Consider the following 18,872-nt stretch of genomic DNA (forward strand, 5'->3'; position numbering starts at 1 on the left):
CCCGGGCGCGGAAGCCTTCGCGCCATCCCAGACCTTCCCCCTTTCCAAGGAGCATCGACATGAGCCAACGCGCCGATTTCATGCAGCAATCCCCGGAACTGACCAGGAAGCTCGTCGAGCTCGACGCGCTGTTCAAGAAGACGACCATCGAGGAGTCGATCCAGGACCTGGTGAAGATTCGCGCCTCGCAAATCAACGGCTGCGCCTTCTGCCTGGACATGCACGTCAAGCAGGCCACGATCCGCGGTGAGCGTCCGCTGCGCATCCTCCATCTCCCCGCATGGCGCGAGTCGCCGTTGTTCAACCCGCGCGAGCGCGCGTCGCTGGCATGGGCCGAAGTGCTCACGCAGATCCCGGCGCAGGGCGTGGCCGACGACTACTACGAGCGGGTCCGCGCGCAACTCTCGGAAAAGGAAATGTCCGACCTGGCGTTCATCGTTGCGTCGATCAATGCCTGGAACCGGATCAACATCGGTTTCAGGACCGTGCCCGGCAGCCGCGACAAGGCGTACGGACTGGACAAGGCAAACCTCGCCTGATCCAAGGCATCGGCCGGGCACTGCCGGTGCCCGATCTCCCCCACGTCCCCCAAAAGGAGCCTTCGATGAGCATCCATCATTGCCTCGGCTTTTGCCTGCTGCTCTCGTCAACCGTGGCGATGGCGCAGGAACCTGTCGCCGCCGCGCCATCGCCGATCGCCACGCCGGTCATGACCCAGCCATTGCCAGAGTTTCCGGGCAAGGAAGTCCTGCTCCTGTCGGTCGAGTTCCCGCCGGGCGCGGTCGATCCGGTCCATCGCCACGATGCCGAAGCGTTCGTCTATGTCCTGGAAGGAAACGTCATCATGGGCGTTGCCGGTGGCAGCGAAGTCACCTTGGGTCCCGGCGATACCTTTCATGAGCGCCCCGAAGACCTGCACACGGTCGGGCGCAATGCCAGTTCACGGAAGCCGGCCAGGTTCCTCGCGTTCCTGATCAAGGACGCCGGCAAGCCCGCGGTGATTCCCGCCGACTGAGGCCCGCGCCACGAATCTCCGTCAGAACCGTGTCTTTCCCAGGCATTCTGGGGCCCCGGGTAGAACCGGGGCTTTTTCTCAGCGCGGATCCTGGGGGAGCAACGCGCCGATGCAATGTCGGGCGTCGAACGCAAACTGATCGGGGGATGACACGAAACGGTGCGGCTTCGTGACACCACACGAAAGACATGCCAGTTGCGCGCGTGCGAAGTCCGGTGCCGATGGGCGAGCGTGATCGCGGAGAACCACCGCCCGGGCAAGACCGACCGCAGGTCCGGAGCCCGCGGTCGCGGATCGCCCGGCCGGTTCGCGGAACCGCGCTACTCCTCGAACGGGGATTCCAGCAGCGCTTCCACCGCCGAAGGCGGATCGTAATCCGGCACGAAACGCTTGCCGAAATCCCTGGCGAAGTTGTCGTATGTGGTCTCGGGTCGCGCCTCGGCGATCCTGCAAACCGCATGCGCGAAGCGATGCTTCATGCCCAGGCGGGGGAACGTCTCGAGGATCCGCGCCATGTCGGCTCGCGGAATCGATTCATGGTGCCATCCACCCCAGTCGACGCCAACACCCAGGGTGCACAGCGCGGCTTCGGTTTCCTTGTGGAGGCAGATCGAGGGCGTGGAGTTGAGCGCGATGCTGTCCCAGACCAGTTGGGCGCGACGTTCATCCAGGCCCTCGCGGCGGACAAACGCACGCGCGGCATTGGCGCCTTCCACCTCGAAGCGGAGAGGACCACTGGCTGCCTTCGTCAGGCCGAGATCGTGCAGCAGCGTCGCAACGGCCAGCACTTCGGCATCGTAAGGTTCGCCCTTCTGCTCCGCCAGTATCACTGCGAACAGCCAGGATCGCATGACGTGGTTGAAAAGGTAGGGGTCGGAGTTTTCGCGCACGTACTCGAGGGCCCGCGAGACCAGGAGCGTGTCAGGCAGAGTGATTCCGGCCAAAGTACGCGTGGCGGGCTCGGGGGAATGGCGAGAGTGCGGGGGCGGGGCGATGCGCGACAGCGCTTGCATGGGAATCCCTCCTATGGAGATCCGGTTGGCGCAAGCAGGTCCAGCACTGCGTCGGCGAATGCCCGTGGTGCTTCCTGCGGCAGGTTGTGTCCGACGCCATCGACGATGCGATGCGTCCTGCGACCGGCAAACAGCGCCGCGCTGGACTTGCCGTCCGTCGCCGGAACAACGCCGTCCGCATCACCGTCCAGGGTGATTGCGGGCACGGTAATCGGCGGCAGCGAGGCCAGCCGGTTCTCGATTTCCCGATAGCGGGCGAACCCATCCGCCAAACCCATCCGGTGACGATACGAATGAATCACCACGTCTACGAAATCCGGGTTGTCGAAGGCCTCTGCGCTGCGCTCGAACGTCGCATCGTCGAACGCCCAGGTCGGTGAATTGTTCTCCCACAGGATCCGCGCGACTTCCCTTCGGTTTGCCGTCAATCCAGCGCGGCCACGTTCGCTCTGGAAGTAATGCTGGTACCACAGGCCCCATTCGATGCGTGCGGGCGCAGGCCGTCCCGCGTGCGCAATATCCTGGATCAGGTAACTGTTCACGGAGACCAGGCCACGACACCGGTGAGGCCAAAGCGCGGCAGCCACGCACGCGGCCCTGCCACCCCAGTCGTAGCCAGCCAGGACGGCGCTGTGCATCCCCAGGGCATCCATCAGGTCGATGACATCCGCTCCGATCGCGCCCTGCTGTCCCGCGCGCGGCTCATTGGCATCGATGAAGCGCGTTGGTCCATGCCCACGCAGGTAGGGGACCACGACGCGGCATCCCCGCGAGGCCAGTATCGGTGCGACTTCCTGATAGCTATGGACGTCGTATGGAAACCCGTGGAGCAGGAGGACGGGGTTCCCGTCCCGTGGCCCGGATTCGAAATAGGCCACGTCCAGCTGGCCGGCCCGGATCGTCCTTGCTTGCCCCAACCCGGCACGCAGTCCGGCGCGTGGGGACGCCGTGGCTGCGCGGGAGATCAACGAATGGCCGGCAGCCGCGGTGATGCCGCCCACGGCAATCCCCTTTGCAGCGGCGCCGATCATCGCACGCCGCCGCCGGTCGATGTGTTCCTGCATGGGATTTCTCCGGTGGTTGCGAACTCAACGCGATTCCGCGGCTTCGACGATGAGACGGGCTACTTCATCCGGGTGCGACACCATGACGAGGTGCGAGGCGCCATCGATCTCGACGACCCGGTGCGACCGTGCGCGTCGGGCCATGAAACGCAGGGATTCCGGCGGAATGTTCCTGTCCAGGCTGCCAAAGACCGACCACGACGGAATCGATCCCCACGCGGGTGGGCCGGATGCTTCATTCAGCGCCTTGTCGGTCACGGGGCGCTGGGCGATCGCCGCCGCGGCTGCCGGACCGGCGGGGACGTCGGCCGCGAACTGCTGGTGGAAGCGTGCCTGCTGGATGTAGAGATCATTGCTGCCATCGGGCAGCGCGACGGGCGGCCCCAGGGCGGCGGCGAGCGTGCTCCCGGGAAACCTCGCGGAGAGGCCGGCAGCGGTTTCGCCGGTCTCCGGCGCGAATGCCGCGACATAGACCAAGGCCTTGATCTCGTGGCGCCCGGAATCGACGTTGCTGATCACCATCCCGCCATAGGAATGACCGACCAGCACGACCGGCCCGGTGATTGTCTCGAGCAGGGCGTCAAGATAGGCGGCGTCGTACTTGACGCTGCGCAGGGGATTGGCAGCGGCGACGACGGGAAAGCCGCGGGCAACGAGGTTGCCGGCCACGTCGTTCCAGCTGGAGGAATCGGCGAATGCGCCATGGACGAGGACGATCGTGGGCCTGGCCGCGGGACGCGCGACTTCCTTCGATTCGGCACAGAGCGCAGAGAAGGCGAGGAACAGGACGCTGAAGAGCGCCAGTCGCTTGATCAGTGTGTTCATGGAGGCCTCCGTGGATTCGGTGGGGAAAGGTGTGCTGGATGGGATCGACTTGATTGGATTCCCGGATGAGAGGCTTCCCGCCCATGGCGTCGTCGTGTGGCTGATTGGCACTCCGCGGGGACGCCGCGCCAACGTGGGTTTGTCCCGTGCACGAACGGGTGGAAAGTGCACGTCCCGTTACAGCCGCCTCGACGAACTGACACCCGTCGTCTTCGTTGCCATGGGTGGGAAGCTGGAGAAATTCTGGGTCCGGGCGTGGGTGAGCGGAAGACGAGAAACGGTCGTCACCGTGTTGTCGCCCGGGCATCAATCCGGGCCGGCATGCATGCGGCACGCGCGCGATCTCCGGGTTCGGCGTACGCGGGCATGCCCATGACATCGATGCCCGGATGGGGATCACCAGTTGGCGAGCGCGTACTCCGACCGTTCGATCCAGGCCTGGAATCCCAGCTTTCCGCGTTCGGCGTCTTCGCGCGGGAGCAGGACGCATTCGTCCAGCGTGGCGCCGAAGTAGGGTGCGCCGGGATCGGTGCACACCTCGTAAGGTGCTTCCATGTCGATGACGAATTGCCGGATGAGTTCGGACATCCTGGCACGCTCTGGTCCGGCGATCTCGATCGAACCATTGACGGGCGCGTTGGCGGCGACACGCGCGATTGTCGCGGCGACATCGTCGGAGGCAACGGGCTCGATGTAGGCGGGTGACAGGCGAATAGCCTGGCCGTCGATGGCGTAGGTGATGATGTCGAGGAGGAACTCGAAGAATTGCGTCGCGTGCACGATGGTGAACGGGATGCCAGACGAGGCGATTGCGTGTTCCTGCAACGCCTTTCCACGAAGGTAGGGGCTTGCGTCGAGGCGGCCCGTCCCTACCACGGAAAGCGACACGTGGTGCTTCACGCCGGCGCGCTTCTCGGCATCGAGAAGATTGGAAATGGCGGTCTTGAAGAACTCGAAGGCAGCCATGTCGTCGAAAGTTGGCGAATTGCTGACATCGACAACGACATCGGCGCCAACCAGGCTGTCCGCCAATCCTTTCCCGGTGATCAGGTCCACGCCTGTCGATCGGGATGCGGCCGACACGCGGTGGCGCTGTGCGCGCAGTCTCTCGACGATGTTCCGGCCGACCAGGCCCCTTCCACCCATGACAACGATGTTCATGCCTGCCTCGTGGTGAGTTGCCGGTTGGCGTGTCGATGAGCCCGCATCCCGGCTTGCGCTTCGATGCTAGGAGTCCCCTCCGTACTCCGGTAGATCCGCAGCCGGAACGGCGGCGCTTCCCTGGATGCACCAATGCCGGACACGTGCAGGCGAGACGCAGTCCGGGCGATCCGCCATTCGGAGTCGGACTTCAGCCGCCGAGCCAGAAAGCGACGTTGCGGACGTACTGCTTCGTCGAGCGGAGCGCTTCGGGAAACCGGGTGATTGCATCGCCGGCAGGCTCGCTCACGAAGGAGGGGCAGCCGGCCTCGGGGTTCCAGTTGTAGTCGGTGAAGTGATGGAAGCTCGATTGGGCGATGGCGCGTCCGCCGTGTCCGGAGCGTTCGAAGGCGACGGCGACGTTGAATCGCCGGGTCGACGCCAGACTCTGCCCCTCCATGACGACCCGGGCGCTCGGATCGTCCGGCGGAGCGCTCACGGCGCCCTCGTGCGGATGGGCCGGGAGGTACTGGATGACGCCGGTGGGCGACTGCCTGTCCCGCATCACCGGGTGGATGTTGCCGACGGGCCGGACGCGCTGGAAATCCCCGTTGGCGCCGGAGTAGTAGTTGGGCCAGGAGATCGGGGATGAGAAGAGGTTGTCGACACAGCGACGGGCTTCGTCGCGCTCCGGGTTATGGCTGTGGAAGTGATGCGCGGCGCCGATGCCACCCAGGTTGCAGATCGAGCTGCCCAGATCCATGTGATCGCGCGTGACCACCAGGCTGCCACCGCGCTGGCGGAACCGGCTGATGCCCGCGCAGTCCTCGGCGGTCAGGCCGTCACCGCCATCGACGGCGAGAAGCCACAGTTGGTGGAAGCCCGATGCATGCAGGTTTGACAGCACGGGATCCGGCTTCCCGCGTGCGGCGCGATTGCGCGCGGTCACCCCGAAGGCAAGTAGCCCCTGGTCGTCCCTGAGTTGCGACAGGAATTCGCTCAAGCGGCTGAACCGCCCGACGTTCCAGTCGTCCGGCACGTCGTCGATCGTGGTTTGCAGCAGGATGTTCAGCATGGTCTCGGGAGTGCATGCGCTATCAGGCGGCCTCGGCCGCCGGCTTTTGGAAGCCGTATGCCAGCCCGGTCGGGCACTGCAGGTCCGAAGCCCGGATCCTGGCGATCATGAAGTCGATGAACACTCGCATGCGCGACGGCATGTGCTGTCGGCTCAGATAGCAGATGTGGTGGCCGCGGTCATCGGGCGCGTATTGCATCAGGCAGGGAATCAGGGCGCCGGACCTCAGTGCCTCACAGACCAGGTAACCAGGCATCTGGGCGATGCCTTGTCCGTCGAGCACGGCCTGCAGCACCGTTTCGGGATCGTTGCAGGTGAGCCTGGCCTGCGGCAGGAGCTTGCGGATCTGGCCCTCTACCTTGAACTCCCATTCGGCTATCCGGCCGGAGCCAAGCCGATAGTTGATGCATTCGTGATTGGCCAGGTCGTCCATCATGGCGGGCAGCCCGTGGGCCTTCTGGTATTCGGGGGAGGCGCAGACCAGCAGCTGCATGGGGATGACCTGCCTGGCGATGATCTCGGCGTCCTCCATGCGTCCATTGCGGAACGCGATGTCGATGCGGTCGGATGTGAAGTCGGTCGGCTTGTCGCTCAGGAGCAGGTCGATCGATACCTCGGGATAGATGGCCTGAAAGTCGCGCAACAGCGGCGCCACCACCTTACGACCGAAACCGGTTGCCGAACTGACGCGAAGATGACCACGCGGCGGACCATCCCGAAGGTCCCGCATTTCCTCGACTGCCTGGACGATCCGGGAGACCCCGCTATGACAGCTTGCATAGAACAGGTCGCCTTCGGGGGTGGGTGCCGTGCTCCGCGTGGTTCGATGCAGGAGCCGAACGTTCAACTGGTCCTCCAGCTTCTGGACATTGCGGCTCACCGCGGAGCGGCCGATGCCCAGGCGGTCGCCCGCCCGCGCGAAACTGCCCTCCGCGACCACGGCGATGAAGGCGACGACGCCGGCATAGGTGGTGGCGAAGCTGGTGGCCAGGGGATCCGTGGGCGGAGAGAGGAGCGTGGGGGAGGTCATGGCGGCGGCTTCCGGCTTGGTGAGGGCGGGGCGTTCGATCTCGCGATGCGAACCGCTTGCCTACCGTGCTCGCCCGGACGCCTCAAGCGCCAGTTAATGCCTGTCAATCGATGTAAAGGACATGACCGGCGGCCTGTCCGCCGTGGGTTCCTGCCGGCACGACCATGTTCGCGGCTTCAACCGCCGTCAGCGTGGGGCAATCCTGCTGCTTTCCGGTCGTCGTGGGCCAAAGGCAGGCCCCGGGCGATCTCGTCACGCAACCCGCAGGCCTGCGCGATCGCCGGGCCGCCTTGGTCGGGAACGTTCGCGCAGGTCTGCTCAAGCAGTTGCAGCGCCTGTTGCGGCCGGCCCAGGTACGCCCACATCCTTGCCAGACTCAGCCCGGCGCGCAATTCCCAGGACTTCGCGCCTTGCTGCCTCGAGGTTTCGAGCGCCCGGAAATAGAAACCTTCGGCTTCATCGGTCACACCGCGCAGCTCGCTTTGCCGACCAAGGGCACGCCAGACTTCGGCGGCGCTCCACAGGCCTTCCCCGTGCGAGAGCCGCGCGACCATTCCGTCATCGACCCAGTCGGTGCAGAACGTCACGAGCATCTCCCTGCGCGGCGGGTCGTAGTTCGCGAACTGGCCGGACACCTCGCGGACATGCAGAGCGGGATCCTGGGCGGTGAACAGCTGCAGCCCCTGGAAGTACCAGTCGGCGTACCGGAGCCAACCCACCAACCCCTTGCGCTGCGCTTCGTCCGTCATCACGCGGATCCACTTGCCGGCAAGCTCGAGCTCGCCCGACCACAGGGCGACGGGGCAGGCACCGTAAAGCGCGGCGCACAGCGAGACGGCATGCCCGGACGATTCGGCGCGGCCCACCGCATCGCTGGCCGTCTCCAGGGCCTTCGCCGTTTCGCCCTGGATCCAGAGCGTCCGCGCCAGCATCGCCTTCGCCGCGACGGCCGGGTCCACCCCGACCATGTTGGTGCGCGTGCGGCCGGCGCCGCCGCTCAATTGCAGCGACGTTTCGCAGTGCTGCCTGGCCGCGGCGAAACTGCCGCAGAAATGGTTTGCCATCGCACTCACGCGGTGAGCGAGATTGAGTGCCGCCGGGTTGGACCACGATTGTGCGATCGCAAGCAGCGTAGCCGACTGCTGCAACGCAGCCGCATAATCGCCGCGAAACATGTCGTGCGTGCACCGTCCCCAGCGGACCTGCAGTTCCAGCACTCGCGATTCGACTGCCAACGCACCGGCAAGGGCGCGGTCGCAGACCGAACCCAGGTCGGGGTTCAGGACGTCGGTGTGCAGCAACGCGATGATCAACGCGTTCAACAGCCAGGTTTCCGTTTCCGTGTCGGGCTCCAGCTGCTGCTCGACCAGTTCGAGCGCCGCCGCGACCCTGTCGCGATACTCGGCGACCTGGGATACGTGGAACCACAATGGTGCGGACGACGTGACCAACGCCGCGGCGGTCTTTGCATCCGGCGGTTCCGCCAGGCAGGTCCCGAGCGCAAAGCGAACGTCATCCAGGTGGTGGGCATACCGGTCGCCCCAATCGTGCGCGGTGAGGTTTGGCAGATCCGCCGTCGCCGCCTTCATCAGGTCAAGCATGAACAACGCATGGCGTCGCAGCAATGCCGGATGCTCATCGCTTTGCGCAAGCAGCGAAGCCGCGTAGCTTCTGGTCGTATCAAGCAGCCGATACGGCGCGATGGCGTCGTTGCCATCGAAGGACACCAGCGACTTGTTGGCCAACGAGATCAACGCGTCGAACGCAACGTCCGGATCCATGTCGCCAGCGGTGACGCCGAGCGCGGATTCGACATTGAAGCGGTCCCTGAAGACCGACAGCCGGCGGAAGACCCGCGACTCGTCCTCGTCCAGCAGGGCAATGCTCCAATCGAGTGCCGCCGCAAGCGACCTGTGGCGCGCCAGCGCCGCCCGATTGTCGATGGAGAGAAGCCGCATGTGGTCGTCGAGCCTGAGCGCGAGGTTGCCGGCGGACTGGACGCCGAGGCGCGCGGCCACCAGCTCGATGGCCAGGGGAATGCCGTCGAGCTGGCGCGAAATCCTGGCAAGCAGCGGGCCATCCGATTCCTCGAAACCGCCAGCGCCGGCAGCCTTGGCCCGTTCGATGAGCAGTTCGACTGCGGGCCAGTGCAGTGCCTGTGCAAGCGTGAGGTTTTCGGCATCGGGGACCGCAAGCGTGGACAGGCGCAGGACGTACTCGCCCGACACGCGCAGCGGCTCCCGGCTGGTCGCAAGGATGCGCAGGCCCGGCAGGGCCCCCAGCAGGCGCGTGACCGGCAGCGCGAGTGCATCCGCGACGTGTTCGCAGTTGTCGATCAGCAACAGCACATCGCGTCCAGCCGAATTGCGGGTGATGCGCTGGAGGGGGTCGGGCAAGTCTGCGGCGACGCCCAGCGACCGCGCGATGGTGCCAAGCACGTGATCCGGCGAAATCAACGGAGAAAGATCGGCGAAGGCCACCTGCATGGCCGGCTTCTGCTGGCAATGCTCCGCGGCGCGGATCGCAACGCTGGTCTTGCCGATGCCGCCCGCGCCGACGATCGTGACCAGGCGGTGTCCGTCCAGCGATGCCAGGACACCGCTCACATCAGCGTCGCGGCCGACGAGATCGGTCAGCCGCACCGGCAGCTTCGCCAGCGAGGCAGGCGACTGTGCCAAAGTCCTGCTCGGGGCGTCGGCCGGCTCCCGAACAACCTGCCCGTTGAACCGGTAGCCTCGCAGTGGAACGTTGGTGATCCACTCCTTGCAACCGTCACTGGCATCGGGTTTCCCCAGGGCCTTGCGGAGCAGGGACATGTGGACCCTGACGCTGGCTTCCTCAACCACGACACCGGTCCAGACGGCAGACAGCAATTCTTCCTTGCTCACCAGTTCGCCGGCCCGCTTGACCAGGTGCAATAGCAGATCGAACGAGCGCGGTCCCAGCCGCACCGTTTGGCCGGACGATTCGAGCCGACGCTGGTTCTCCCAGAGGACGAAAGAACCGAACCGCAGGCGAATATCGCCGGATGCCGGGGCGATGGTTGGGGGCGATGGCGCGGAGTCGGATGGATCCTTGGATTTTGCTTGCATGATTGAGCGCCTGTGGCTCGCCTCATGGCCCGGGTGCATCGTGAAGCAGTTCGATCGAATCGATTGTTCGAGCGCAACAGGCCATGTCGCGCTCAATTCACGATTAAACCATCATCCCCGGCGCTTGGCATCCTTGGCCGCCAAGGCTGGTAAGCGGGTTGCTTGACTGGCGGCTATCGCCGCTCGATCGGTTGAGGCGATTGGACCGGCGATCGTGCTGCGCAGGCGCGAATCGAGGGGCTGGATTGGAACGCATTCCCGCTCTCAGTGCGGGAGAGTCGGTTCGCAGCGGAAATTCTTCTCATCATCCGTACTCCCGGTGCCGGAATACACCGCTTCCCGGGGGAAAGGACAGAGCGGACGCGTGCGCGCAGGCGCGCCCGGCGGATTGCTTGCGACGATGCGCTCGGGCGCGCGGCCCGTCTCGACCCATTGGTCGAGGATGGCGATGACATCGAACACAAACGGCCCATCGCCGCCGCCGCAATGGCCCATGCCGGGAATCATGAAGAGACGCGCGTTCGTAGCTGCTTCCGTGTCCAGATGCGCGGCCATGGCGCGATAGAACTCGACGCTCGCCATCGGCGGAACGAGGGGGTCCGACCAGCCGTGAGACAGGAGCAGTTTGCGGCCGCTGGAGAGGTAGGCATCAAGACCGGATGCAGGAACGCCCGTTGCTCCGTCGTGCGCGGCCATCGCAAGACTGACGTCCCGGTCGTAGTCGAAGCTGCGGAAGTCCCACTGCGGATCGTTGTAGACCAAGTCGCGGAAATAGCTGAGCACCGGTGCGATAGGTCCCTCGCCGGAGGCCTGGGTCGGCAGCATGGTTTCGCTTCCAAGGGCGAAGCCGGGGTAGATGGGTTGGCCCGTGCGCGGATTGCGTGGTCCCTGGAAGATTGCGCGCAAGGCCCCAACCTGGGGAGCGGTGAGGCAGTCGACAGAGTCGGCACCGGGCTTGCATTGCAGTGCAGCCGGGTCGAAATCGCAGCGCTGCGGCGCGCCGATGATGCCGTCCCTCACCCCATCGTTGGCATCGCAGTGCGCCAGTACGGCCTTGTGCACGAGGTCGAACGCCGCTGGCGGGATCCGGCTTGCCGTGTCCTTCGATACGGCGGCGCTGGTCCACAGCGAGCCAACCATCAGTGCCACCACCGGGTTCGCCGGTGCCATGGACGAGATGCCGTCGTAGTCGTGCGGATAGCGATACGCTTCCATCAATCCCTGGCGCCCGCCGGTCGAACAACTGGCGAACAGCGAGCGGCTTGCCTGCCGATCGTAGTACGCGTGGATGGCGGCCTTCGCGATCACTGTCGTTTCGTGCAGCGCGCGATGGCCGAAGTCGACGAGTTTTTCCGGATGCCTGGCCGCGAAGCTGGCGTCGAGGGGGCTGCCCTCGTGCCCGCCATCGGTCGCGGCGGTCGCATAGCCTTTCGAAAGCGTATCGACCATCGCGGGATAGGGCATGGTGCCGGCCCACGCGCCATTGCCAACGCCGACGAACTTGCCGTTCCAGCCGGACATCGGCATCCAGACTTCGAAGCGAATGCTGGAGCCCGCGACAGGCCGGCTGATGCCTGCCACGCGACAGAAGGCCGGCAGGGGCGGGTATCCATGGGCCGGCGCGGCATTGGCAGGCGGCGTGAACGCGCCTGCCTCGACGATGACGGCGGATGTGATTGTGGCGTGTGGAAGTTCAAGTCTTTCGAGGCGTCCGCATTCCGCCGCGCCGGCGTCTGAGGCATGCAACGCTGCTAGCAGCGTGATCACGGCGAACCCGGAAGTGACAAAGCGACGGATCAAGTCTGACTCCCTTTATGTGGTTGGGTTCGCATGGCGATGTCTCCTGGTCATGCAACCGCGGAATGGCCGGGCGCGGACGAAGCCTGCTTGCGCCACCGCTTGAGCGGGACGTCCACAAGATGCAGGCAGATCGCAGCCATCGCGAACGAGAAGACGAGCGTTGCGGGCACTGTGACCCACCAGGGCTGCGCGTGGTCGTCCCTGAGCAGCAGGACGAACGGAAAATGCCAGACGTAGATGCCGTAGGACAGCCTGCCGATGTAGGCCATCGGGCGTGAAGCAAAAAAACCGCTGCCTCCGTGCTCGGCCAGGTGACAGATCAGTGCGAAGCCCGCGACTTCCGCCAGGGTGATTTCCAGCGTGACCGCCTCGTTCGGAAGGCGCAAGGGCAGCGACGGCATGAACGGCGCGGCAATACAGAACGCCAGCACGGCGCAGGCCACGAAGGCCACGGGCTTCGATACCTGCGGGCGCATGACGGCCCCGATCGTCCCGAGCACGATGCCGCTCATGCGCGTGTCGAAGGAGAAATAGGCCTGGTCCCAGTTCCATGTCAGCGCCGTCGCATAGCGCCAGCCAGTGACGAGGGTGAATGCCGCCAACAACCACGTAATGGGGCGCTGCGTTCGTAGCAGTGCCGGCAGCAGAAGCGGCCAGAGCAGGTAGAATTTTTCTTCGACACCGAGCGACCAGGTGTGGCCGATTGTCCAGGAGATGTGCCAGAAGGCCAGCGCATAGTCCATGACATAGAAGCCGGCGGCTCCGGCGGCCAGCCAGCGGTCGTCCGCCGGCCTCAGGAGGGGGGCCAGCGTGACGTAGGCCGCGATCAGTAACAACAAGGTCGGATAGAGCCGCAGAGCGCGCTTGATGTAGAACGCGCCGATCGCGATGCCTCCATGGCGGTGTTCTTCCAGCAACAGCGTCGTGATGAGGTAGCCGGACAGGACAAAGAACACGTCCACACCGATGAATCCGCCATCGCCCCATGGTGTTTCACAGTGGAACGATACGACGGCCAGGATCGAAAGGGCGCGAACACCGTCGAGTGCCGGGTTGTACTGCATCAGCGGACGAAAACCGCACGCGGGATGCCAATCGTTCCGGTGATCCGAATGCCTGCAAGGCCCGTGGTTCGCCCTTTCATGATCGTTGCGCCATGCGTTTTCCGAATGGTGCCCATGCGTCGTCCCGATAACCCGGCGTGTACCCGCCGGATTCTAGGCCGACTGGCCCCGTACCGCGATAGACCGGTCACCGGCCGCACGATGCCGCGCGGAATGCATCAATGGCTCCTGCAGCGGCAGGGGGGCGCACGCCGCCCTGACCGTCTTTCGACCGGAAGCGCAACCTGGCCAGCTTCCCTTCGGGGCATCCGGAACGTCGAGATGGCCCCGGCTAGAAGCGATATCCCATGAGCAGCATTGTTTCGCCATGATTTGGCTCATGAAGTCCGGCATTTGAGATGTGCCTGGCCTTCACCTCCCATGATCCATGCGCATAGCCGAAACCATTGGCAAACTGGAGGTGCCCGGACAGCGATGGAGTATCCCCTGACGATGCGAGCAAGAAGGACTCACAGAACCAGTGCTTCCTGCCGTGGCCTGGCCGCGTGACGCGCAGGCCTGCGCCGGCCAGCCAGGCGTCACGGCGATGGATGCCTTGACCGCGACCCGCCACAAAGCCGGCCGTGACGACGGGTTGGATCTGCAGCTTGCCGCGAAGCAGGGGATGGCGATGACCGGAGCCAATCTGGATGAAGCCGGCGTGCGTAGTGCCTAGACCGGATTTTCCACTCCAGCTTTGCCCGGCCTCGATCGCGAACTCCGCCGCTCGCGCCATTGGCGCTAAAAGTGCCAGGTATCCGATCAGCAGGAGTACGTGCAGCTCATGGTTTCCGCGATGCCGCACAGGAGCGGCAGGCGTTGACTGGAGATGAAGGCTTGTCACGGTGAATGCTCCGTGGAGACGCGCCGGCGCACGGGGCGCCGGCGCGGCCGGCCATATCGGTCAGCTGCGGATGAAGGCGAGCAGATCGCGATTGATGGTGTCGGCGTGTGTCGTGCACATGCCGTGGGGCAGCCCGGGATAGACCTTCAGCGTTGGGTTGCGCAGAAGCTTGGCTGAAAGCAGTGCAGAGTCCGCGATCGGCACGATCTGGTCGTCGTCACCGTGCATCACCAGCGTCGGTACGGAGATCGCGCGCAGGTCGTCGGTGAAGTCGGTTTCCGAGAAGGCCTGGATGCAGTCGTACTGCGCCTTCGCCCCACCCAGCATCGCCTGTCGCCACCAGTTCTGCCGCACGGGTTCGGACAGCGGATTCCCCTCGCGGTTGAAGCCATAGAAGGGCACCGGGAAATCCCAGTAGAAGCCGGCGCGGCTTGCAGCGAGCTGCGCGCGCAGGTCGTCGAAGACCTCGATGGGCAAGCCGCCGGGGTTTGCTTCGGTCTTGACCATCTGCGGTGGCACGGCGCCGATCAGCACGAGCTTGGCAACCCGGCCCGCACCATGGCGCGCGACGTAGCGTGCCGCCTCGCCGCCGCCGGTGGAGTGGCCGATATGGATTGCGTCGCGCAAGTCCAGGCGCGACGCCAGTGCGGCGACATCGGCGGCGTAGGTATCCATGTTGTTGCCGTCCGCGCTCTGGCTGGAGCGCCCGTGGCCGCGGCGGTCATGGGCGATGACGCGATAGCCCTGCTCGAGGAAGAACAGCAGTTGCGTATCCCAGTCGTCGCTGCAGAGCGGCCAGCCGTGATGGAAGACGATGGGCTGGCCACGCCCCATGTCCTTGTAGAAGATCTCGGTGCCGTCTTTGGTGATGATGGATGTCATGTCGGGGGTCCTGCGTTGGGGAGGGTGGGTGGTTCCGATCGACCACCACGGTGCGATCGAACCCGCGACCTGACGCTACGCGCGCGCCTGCGTGCCCGGTAGACGTCCGGCGCCGCGCACCGTGTTGAGCCGGCAGCATCAATCTGCACGCGGCGGCGCGCGGGCAGCGACGTGCGGCGATTGGTGCGCGCAGGGCAACGCGGTGTGTTCCGTTGCCGCCTGTCCCCGTTGCTGCAGGCTCCATAAGGTGGGCGTCCCTGATGACTACCGGGCGCGGCGGAGAACGCTCCCAGGACTGGAGCGAATGCAATGAAGACACTCACCGGAAAGGTCGCGCTGATCACGGGCGGCAACAGCGGCATTGGCTTGTCGGCGGCCACGCGTTTTGCCGCCGAAGGGGCACAGGTCATCATCACCGGCAGGCGTGGGCGAGCGGTCGATGAGGCCGTGGCCAGGATCGGTGCCGGTGCGCTTGGCATTCAGGGAGACGTCGCCAGCATCGACCATCACGAAGCCGTCGCTGAGCACATTCGTGCGACGTTCGGTGCACTGGACATCTACATGGCCAATGCCGGCATCAACACCATCAACCATTCCGCGCAGGTCTCGCCGGAGGAGTACGACGCGCAGTTCGCGGTCAATGCGCGGGGCGCGTTCTTTGGCGTGCAGAAAATGGTGCCGATCATGCGTGGCGGAGGCTCGATCATCCTCACCGGCTCGATTGCAAGCGAGAAAGTCCTGGATGGCCATGCGGTGTATGCCGGCTCGAAGGCGGCGATCGGTGCGTTTGCGCGAAGCTGGGCGATTGAACTCAAGTCGCGCGGGATCCGCGTCAACGTACTCAGCCCAGGGCCGGTGGACACCGAGATCCTTGCCAAACTGGGCATTCCCCCCGGGGAACGGGACGCCTTCGAACATGCCATCGCCGAGGCAATTCCGCTGGGCCGGCTCGGCAGGCCGGAGGAACTGGCGAACGCGGCACTGTTCCTTGCTTCCGACGCCAGCAGTTTCATCAATGGCGTCAACCTGCGCGTGGATGGCGGCATGACGCTGTTGTAGATGGCGGGGCCCAACTGCTGCCTTCCGTGCAACAGCGCATCCCCATGTTCCGGTCTTCCGGCAGCCGGGAATGGCATCGCACGATGCCGCCCCAGGCAATCCCGCCTGCACGCAGCGCGGCCCGGCACGGTACGGGATCGCGAATCGAGGACATCATGAGAAGAACACTTGCGGCCCGACTGATGCTGTGCAGCATCCTGCTCCTGGGCCTTGGTGCCATTGCATTTTCCGCCAGGTCGGCCACGCCCACGGCGCACGAGGAAACGGACCTGCCGGCCAAACCAGCCATCGTCCTGGTCCACGGCGCATTCGCGGATTCAACCAGCTGGACCGCGGTTGCGGCGCGGTTGCAGTCACGTGGCTATCGCGTGGTGGCTGCTGCCAACCCGCTGCGCGGCGTCAAGGCGGATGCCGCCAATCTCGACAGCCTGGTTGCGTCGATCGGCGGACCGGTCGTGCTGGTGGGGCATTCCTACGGTGGCATGGTGATTTCCAACGCCGGCAACGCTGGCCATCGGATCAAGGCGCTGGTGTACGTGTCGGCGTTCGCGCCGGAAATGGGCGAGTCAGCGATTGGCCTGTCCGCAAGTTCGCCGGGAAGCACGCTGGGGGACGCATTGCTGCCTCCGGTTGCGCTGCCGGACGGTAGCCATGACCTCTACATCCGCCACGATCTTTTCCACGCGCAGTTCGCCGCCGATGTTCCTGCCGTCGAGGCTGACGGCATGGCCATCGCCCAGCGGCCTGTGACGGACAGCGCGCTCGCGGAACCATCCGGCCCACCCGCGTGGGCGTCCGTCCCGTCGTGGTCGATCTACGGCAGCAAGGACCGCAACATCCCGCCTGCGGCAATGGCCTTCATGGCCAGGCGCGCACGGTCACGCCACATCGTGGAAGTCGAAGGCGCATCGCATGCGCTGATGATCTCGCATCCGGATGAAGTGGCGAATCTGATCGTCGAGGCTGCGGAGTACCACTGACATGTGGGCGTCCCCTTCATTGGATGAGGTCCCGGCAGCGCGCCCGGGATCGTCGGTCGCGGCGGACGGCCCGGCGTCGCGACCGTCCACGCGGACGATCGCCGGCGTCCGGGTGCCGGACACGCCGCTCGTGTCGCGCGCGCTCAGGTATGCCGGCACCCATCTCGAACCGTACCTGTTCAACCACGCTGTGCGCTCCTGGCTGTTTGCGGTATTGCTGGGCAAGCAGACTGGAGCGCCATACGACGGTGAGGTCCTGGCCGTGGCCACGCTACTGCACGACCTGGGCCTGGCGCCGGCCTTCGACGGGCCGCTGCGGTTCGAGGTGGAGGGGGCCAATGCCGCGCGGAAGTTCACCCGCGGCCAGGGAGTCGGCGAGGATCGATGCCGGCTGGTCTGGGACAGCATCGCGCTCAGTTCCACGCCATCGATCGGCCTGTACAAGGAAATCGAGGTTGCCCTGTGTGTCCTCGGTGTGGGCGTCGACTGGGGCGGATGGGCACACGAAGCGATCCCGACCGAAAGCATGCACGGGATCCTGCAGGAATTCCCGCGATTGGGGATGAAGCACTACCTTGCGCACGCGATCTGCCGGATCGCCGAGCGGCGTCCCCAAGCGACGTATGACGGCCACGCCAGGGACTTTGGCGAGCGCTTCGTACCCGGTTATCGGGCGCCCTCGATGGTGGACGCGCTGTTCGAGGCACCGTTCGAGGAATAGGGCCGCTACGTCGCCGCGCCGCTGGGGATTGCATGTGTCTCGCCGATTGGTGCCCGCCGGGCAACACTGCGCGCACCGGCGCGGGTCTACCCGCGACCAACGCTGCTGCCTAGCATCCGGGCCGTGTTCGCAACTACGCCCCGTGCGGGTAACGGCCATTCCTGGCTTCGCCCCTTCGAGGCGGCCCGACCACGCCGCAGTACCGGAGAACCGACGTGCTTGCTGGTAGATCTTACAGATTCACCGAATTCGTGTTCTGGACCCGACGTTCGATCTACGTGCTGGTCGTCGTGGCCACGATCCCGGTGTTCTTCTACGAGGTGCTCGGGATCAAGTGGTTGGCCATGCCCTGGGGCGTGGTGCTGTTGCTGGGTACCGCCGCGGCGCTGATGGCCGGCTTCAAGAGCACGCAGACCTATGGAAGGTACTGGGCGGCGCAGCAGGCGTGGATGGCGATCGTGGCCAGGAGCCGTGTCTGGGGCACGATGTGCCGCGACCTGGTGCGCGATCCGGAGGAGTCGAAGAAGCTCATCTACCGGCACTTCGCCTGGTTGACCGCGTTGCGCTATGCGATGCGGCAACCCAAGCCGTGGGAGACGGTGGACAAGGCGAACAACGCCGAGTACCGGCGTTCCTACACGGTGCCCGAGAAGGAAGCCTCGCTCGAGGACGAACTGATGATGTACGTGCCCTGCGAGGAGGTCGCCCAGATCCTCGTCGCCAGCAACAAGGCCGCACGCGTGCTGAGCCTGCAGGGCATGGCGATCCGCGATGCGCTGGACCGGGGTGCCATCGATCCCGGCGCGTTCGCACGGCTGCTGGGCGCGATAGGCGACTTGCACGGGCAGCAATGCAACAGCGAATTGATCAAGGGCTTCCCGTATCCGCGGCAGTACGCGATCGTCAACATGATCTTCGTCAGGATCCTGTGCGTGCTGCTGCCGCTGGGGTTGATCCAGGAGCTCGAGAAGCTCAACGGCATTGTCAACGGATTCATGGCCGGGAACATGGTCTGGCTGGCGATCCCGCTGAGCGTACTGGTCTCGTGGATGTACACCTCGCTCGACCAAGTCGGCGAGAGCACGGCAAATCCCTTCGAAGGCGGATCCAACGACGTACCGATCACGCGGCTGTGCCGCGAAATCGAGGTCGACCTGAAGGAAATGCTCGGCGAGATCAACCTGCCACGGCTTGACGGCGGAAAGCATGTCGTCCTTTGAGCACGACGA

At 65.3% G+C, this 18,872-nt stretch carries 17 protein-coding genes; 6 read left to right on the forward strand and 11 right to left on the reverse strand.

Going from position 1 to position 18,872, the window contains the following annotated elements; translation table 11 throughout:
- Nucleotides 1–59 precede the first annotated feature (59 nt).
- Nucleotides 60–539: a carboxymuconolactone decarboxylase family protein gene (locus ABD679_RS08035; RefSeq protein ID WP_344759428.1), complete on the forward strand. Its 480-nt coding sequence runs from the start codon at nucleotides 60–62 to the stop codon at nucleotides 537–539.
- 26 nt (nucleotides 540–565) lie between these two features.
- Nucleotides 566–1,015, forward strand: coding sequence for a cupin domain-containing protein (locus ABD679_RS08040; protein ID WP_344759429.1), 450 nt, complete (start codon nucleotides 566–568; stop codon nucleotides 1,013–1,015).
- A 320-nt stretch (nucleotides 1,016–1,335) separates the two neighbouring features.
- Here the strand turns inward: ABD679_RS08040 and ABD679_RS08045 are convergent, their stop codons facing one another.
- The 11 genes from ABD679_RS08045 to ABD679_RS08095 form a co-directional block, all read right to left on the reverse strand.
- Entirely contained in the window at nucleotides 1,336–2,028 is a 693-nt protein-coding gene (locus ABD679_RS08045) for an HD domain-containing protein (protein WP_344759430.1), read from the reverse strand.
- 11 nt (nucleotides 2,029–2,039) lie between these two features.
- Complete coding sequence (locus ABD679_RS08050) at nucleotides 2,040–3,092, reverse strand: alpha/beta fold hydrolase (RefSeq protein ID WP_344759431.1); 1,053 nt, start codon at nucleotides 3,090–3,092, stop codon at nucleotides 2,040–2,042.
- A gap of 24 nt (nucleotides 3,093–3,116) precedes the next feature.
- Nucleotides 3,117–3,917 (reverse strand): alpha/beta fold hydrolase, encoded by an 801-nt coding sequence (locus tag ABD679_RS08055; RefSeq protein WP_344759433.1) that lies wholly within the window; start codon nucleotides 3,915–3,917, stop codon nucleotides 3,117–3,119.
- 396 nt (nucleotides 3,918–4,313) lie between these two features.
- Entirely contained in the window at nucleotides 4,314–5,078 is a 765-nt protein-coding gene (locus ABD679_RS08060; protein WP_344759434.1) for an SDR family oxidoreductase, read from the reverse strand.
- A gap of 190 nt (nucleotides 5,079–5,268) precedes the next feature.
- Nucleotides 5,269–6,132, reverse strand: a complete 864-nt coding sequence (locus ABD679_RS08065; RefSeq protein ID WP_344759435.1) for a hypothetical protein — start codon at nucleotides 6,130–6,132, stop codon at nucleotides 5,269–5,271.
- Nucleotides 6,133–6,154: 22 nt separating this feature from the next.
- A complete protein-coding gene (locus tag ABD679_RS08070; RefSeq protein WP_344759436.1) occupies nucleotides 6,155–7,162 on the reverse strand; it encodes a LysR family transcriptional regulator in 1,008 nt (335 codons plus the stop codon).
- A 176-nt stretch (nucleotides 7,163–7,338) separates the two neighbouring features.
- A complete protein-coding gene (locus ABD679_RS08075; RefSeq protein ID WP_344759437.1) occupies nucleotides 7,339–10,254 on the reverse strand; it encodes an ATP-binding protein in 2,916 nt (971 codons plus the stop codon).
- A 264-nt stretch (nucleotides 10,255–10,518) separates the two neighbouring features.
- On the reverse strand, nucleotides 10,519–12,054 hold the full coding sequence (locus tag ABD679_RS08080; RefSeq protein WP_344759438.1) for a tannase/feruloyl esterase family alpha/beta hydrolase: 1,536 nt from the start codon (nucleotides 12,052–12,054) through the stop codon (nucleotides 10,519–10,521).
- A 47-nt stretch (nucleotides 12,055–12,101) separates the two neighbouring features.
- Nucleotides 12,102–13,118, reverse strand: a complete 1,017-nt coding sequence (locus ABD679_RS08085) for an acyltransferase family protein (protein ID WP_344759439.1) — start codon at nucleotides 13,116–13,118, stop codon at nucleotides 12,102–12,104.
- Nucleotides 13,119–13,449: 331 nt separating this feature from the next.
- A complete protein-coding gene (locus ABD679_RS08090) occupies nucleotides 13,450–14,001 on the reverse strand; it encodes an acyloxyacyl hydrolase (RefSeq protein ID WP_344759440.1) in 552 nt (183 codons plus the stop codon).
- A gap of 60 nt (nucleotides 14,002–14,061) precedes the next feature.
- Nucleotides 14,062–14,883 carry an alpha/beta fold hydrolase gene (locus ABD679_RS08095; protein ID WP_344759441.1) on the reverse strand — a complete coding sequence of 274 codons (822 nt, stop codon included), beginning with the start codon at nucleotides 14,881–14,883 and terminating at the stop codon, nucleotides 14,062–14,064.
- 309 nt (nucleotides 14,884–15,192) lie between these two features.
- Here ABD679_RS08095 and ABD679_RS08100 point away from each other — a divergent pair, with 309 nt between their 5' ends.
- The 4 genes from ABD679_RS08100 (at nucleotide 15,193) to ABD679_RS08115 (ending at nucleotide 18,863) form a co-directional block, all read left to right on the forward strand.
- On the forward strand, nucleotides 15,193–15,942 hold the full coding sequence (locus tag ABD679_RS08100; protein ID WP_344759442.1) for an SDR family NAD(P)-dependent oxidoreductase: 750 nt from the start codon (nucleotides 15,193–15,195) through the stop codon (nucleotides 15,940–15,942).
- Between the two features lie 26 nt (nucleotides 15,943–15,968).
- Entirely contained in the window at nucleotides 15,969–16,922 is a 954-nt protein-coding gene (locus tag ABD679_RS08105; RefSeq protein ID WP_344759443.1) for an alpha/beta fold hydrolase, read from the forward strand.
- A gap of 1 nt (nucleotide 16,923) precedes the next feature.
- Nucleotides 16,924–17,643 (forward strand): HD domain-containing protein, encoded by a 720-nt coding sequence (locus ABD679_RS08110; protein ID WP_344759444.1) that lies wholly within the window; start codon nucleotides 16,924–16,926, stop codon nucleotides 17,641–17,643.
- A gap of 251 nt (nucleotides 17,644–17,894) precedes the next feature.
- Nucleotides 17,895–18,863, forward strand: coding sequence for a bestrophin family protein (locus tag ABD679_RS08115; protein ID WP_344759445.1), 969 nt, complete (start codon nucleotides 17,895–17,897; stop codon nucleotides 18,861–18,863).
- The last annotated feature ends 9 nt before the right edge of the window (nucleotides 18,864–18,872 follow it).

The organism is Luteimonas lutimaris (genome assembly GCF_039537065.1).
In the GTDB taxonomy this organism is placed as follows: Bacteria; Pseudomonadota; Gammaproteobacteria; order Xanthomonadales; family Xanthomonadaceae; genus Luteimonas; species Luteimonas lutimaris.

Coding starts and splice junctions, on each gene's coding strand:
- ABD679_RS08045 (WP_344759430.1), bottom strand. CDS start 2,028: ATGCAAGCGCTGTCGCGCATCGCCCCGCCCCCGCACTCTCGCCATTCC.
- ABD679_RS08050 (WP_344759431.1), bottom strand. CDS start 3,092: ATGCAGGAACACATCGACCGGCGGCGGCGTGCGATGATCGGCGCCGCT.
- ABD679_RS08065 (WP_344759435.1), bottom strand. CDS start 6,132: ATGCTGAACATCCTGCTGCAAACCACGATCGACGACGTGCCGGACGAC.
- ABD679_RS08110 (WP_344759444.1), top strand. CDS start 16,924: ATGTGGGCGTCCCCTTCATTGGATGAGGTCCCGGCAGCGCGCCCGGGA.
- ABD679_RS08060 (WP_344759434.1), bottom strand. CDS start 5,078: ATGAACATCGTTGTCATGGGTGGAAGGGGCCTGGTCGGCCGGAACATC.
- ABD679_RS08100 (WP_344759442.1), top strand. CDS start 15,193: ATGAAGACACTCACCGGAAAGGTCGCGCTGATCACGGGCGGCAACAGC.
- ABD679_RS08055 (WP_344759433.1), bottom strand. CDS start 3,917: ATGAACACACTGATCAAGCGACTGGCGCTCTTCAGCGTCCTGTTCCTC.
- ABD679_RS08075 (WP_344759437.1), bottom strand. CDS start 10,254: ATGCAAGCAAAATCCAAGGATCCATCCGACTCCGCGCCATCGCCCCCA.
- ABD679_RS08085 (WP_344759439.1), bottom strand. CDS start 13,118: ATGCAGTACAACCCGGCACTCGACGGTGTTCGCGCCCTTTCGATCCTG.
- ABD679_RS08035 (WP_344759428.1), top strand. CDS start 60: ATGAGCCAACGCGCCGATTTCATGCAGCAATCCCCGGAACTGACCAGG.
- ABD679_RS08095 (WP_344759441.1), bottom strand. CDS start 14,883: ATGACATCCATCATCACCAAAGACGGCACCGAGATCTTCTACAAGGAC.
- ABD679_RS08070 (WP_344759436.1), bottom strand. CDS start 7,162: ATGACCTCCCCCACGCTCCTCTCTCCGCCCACGGATCCCCTGGCCACC.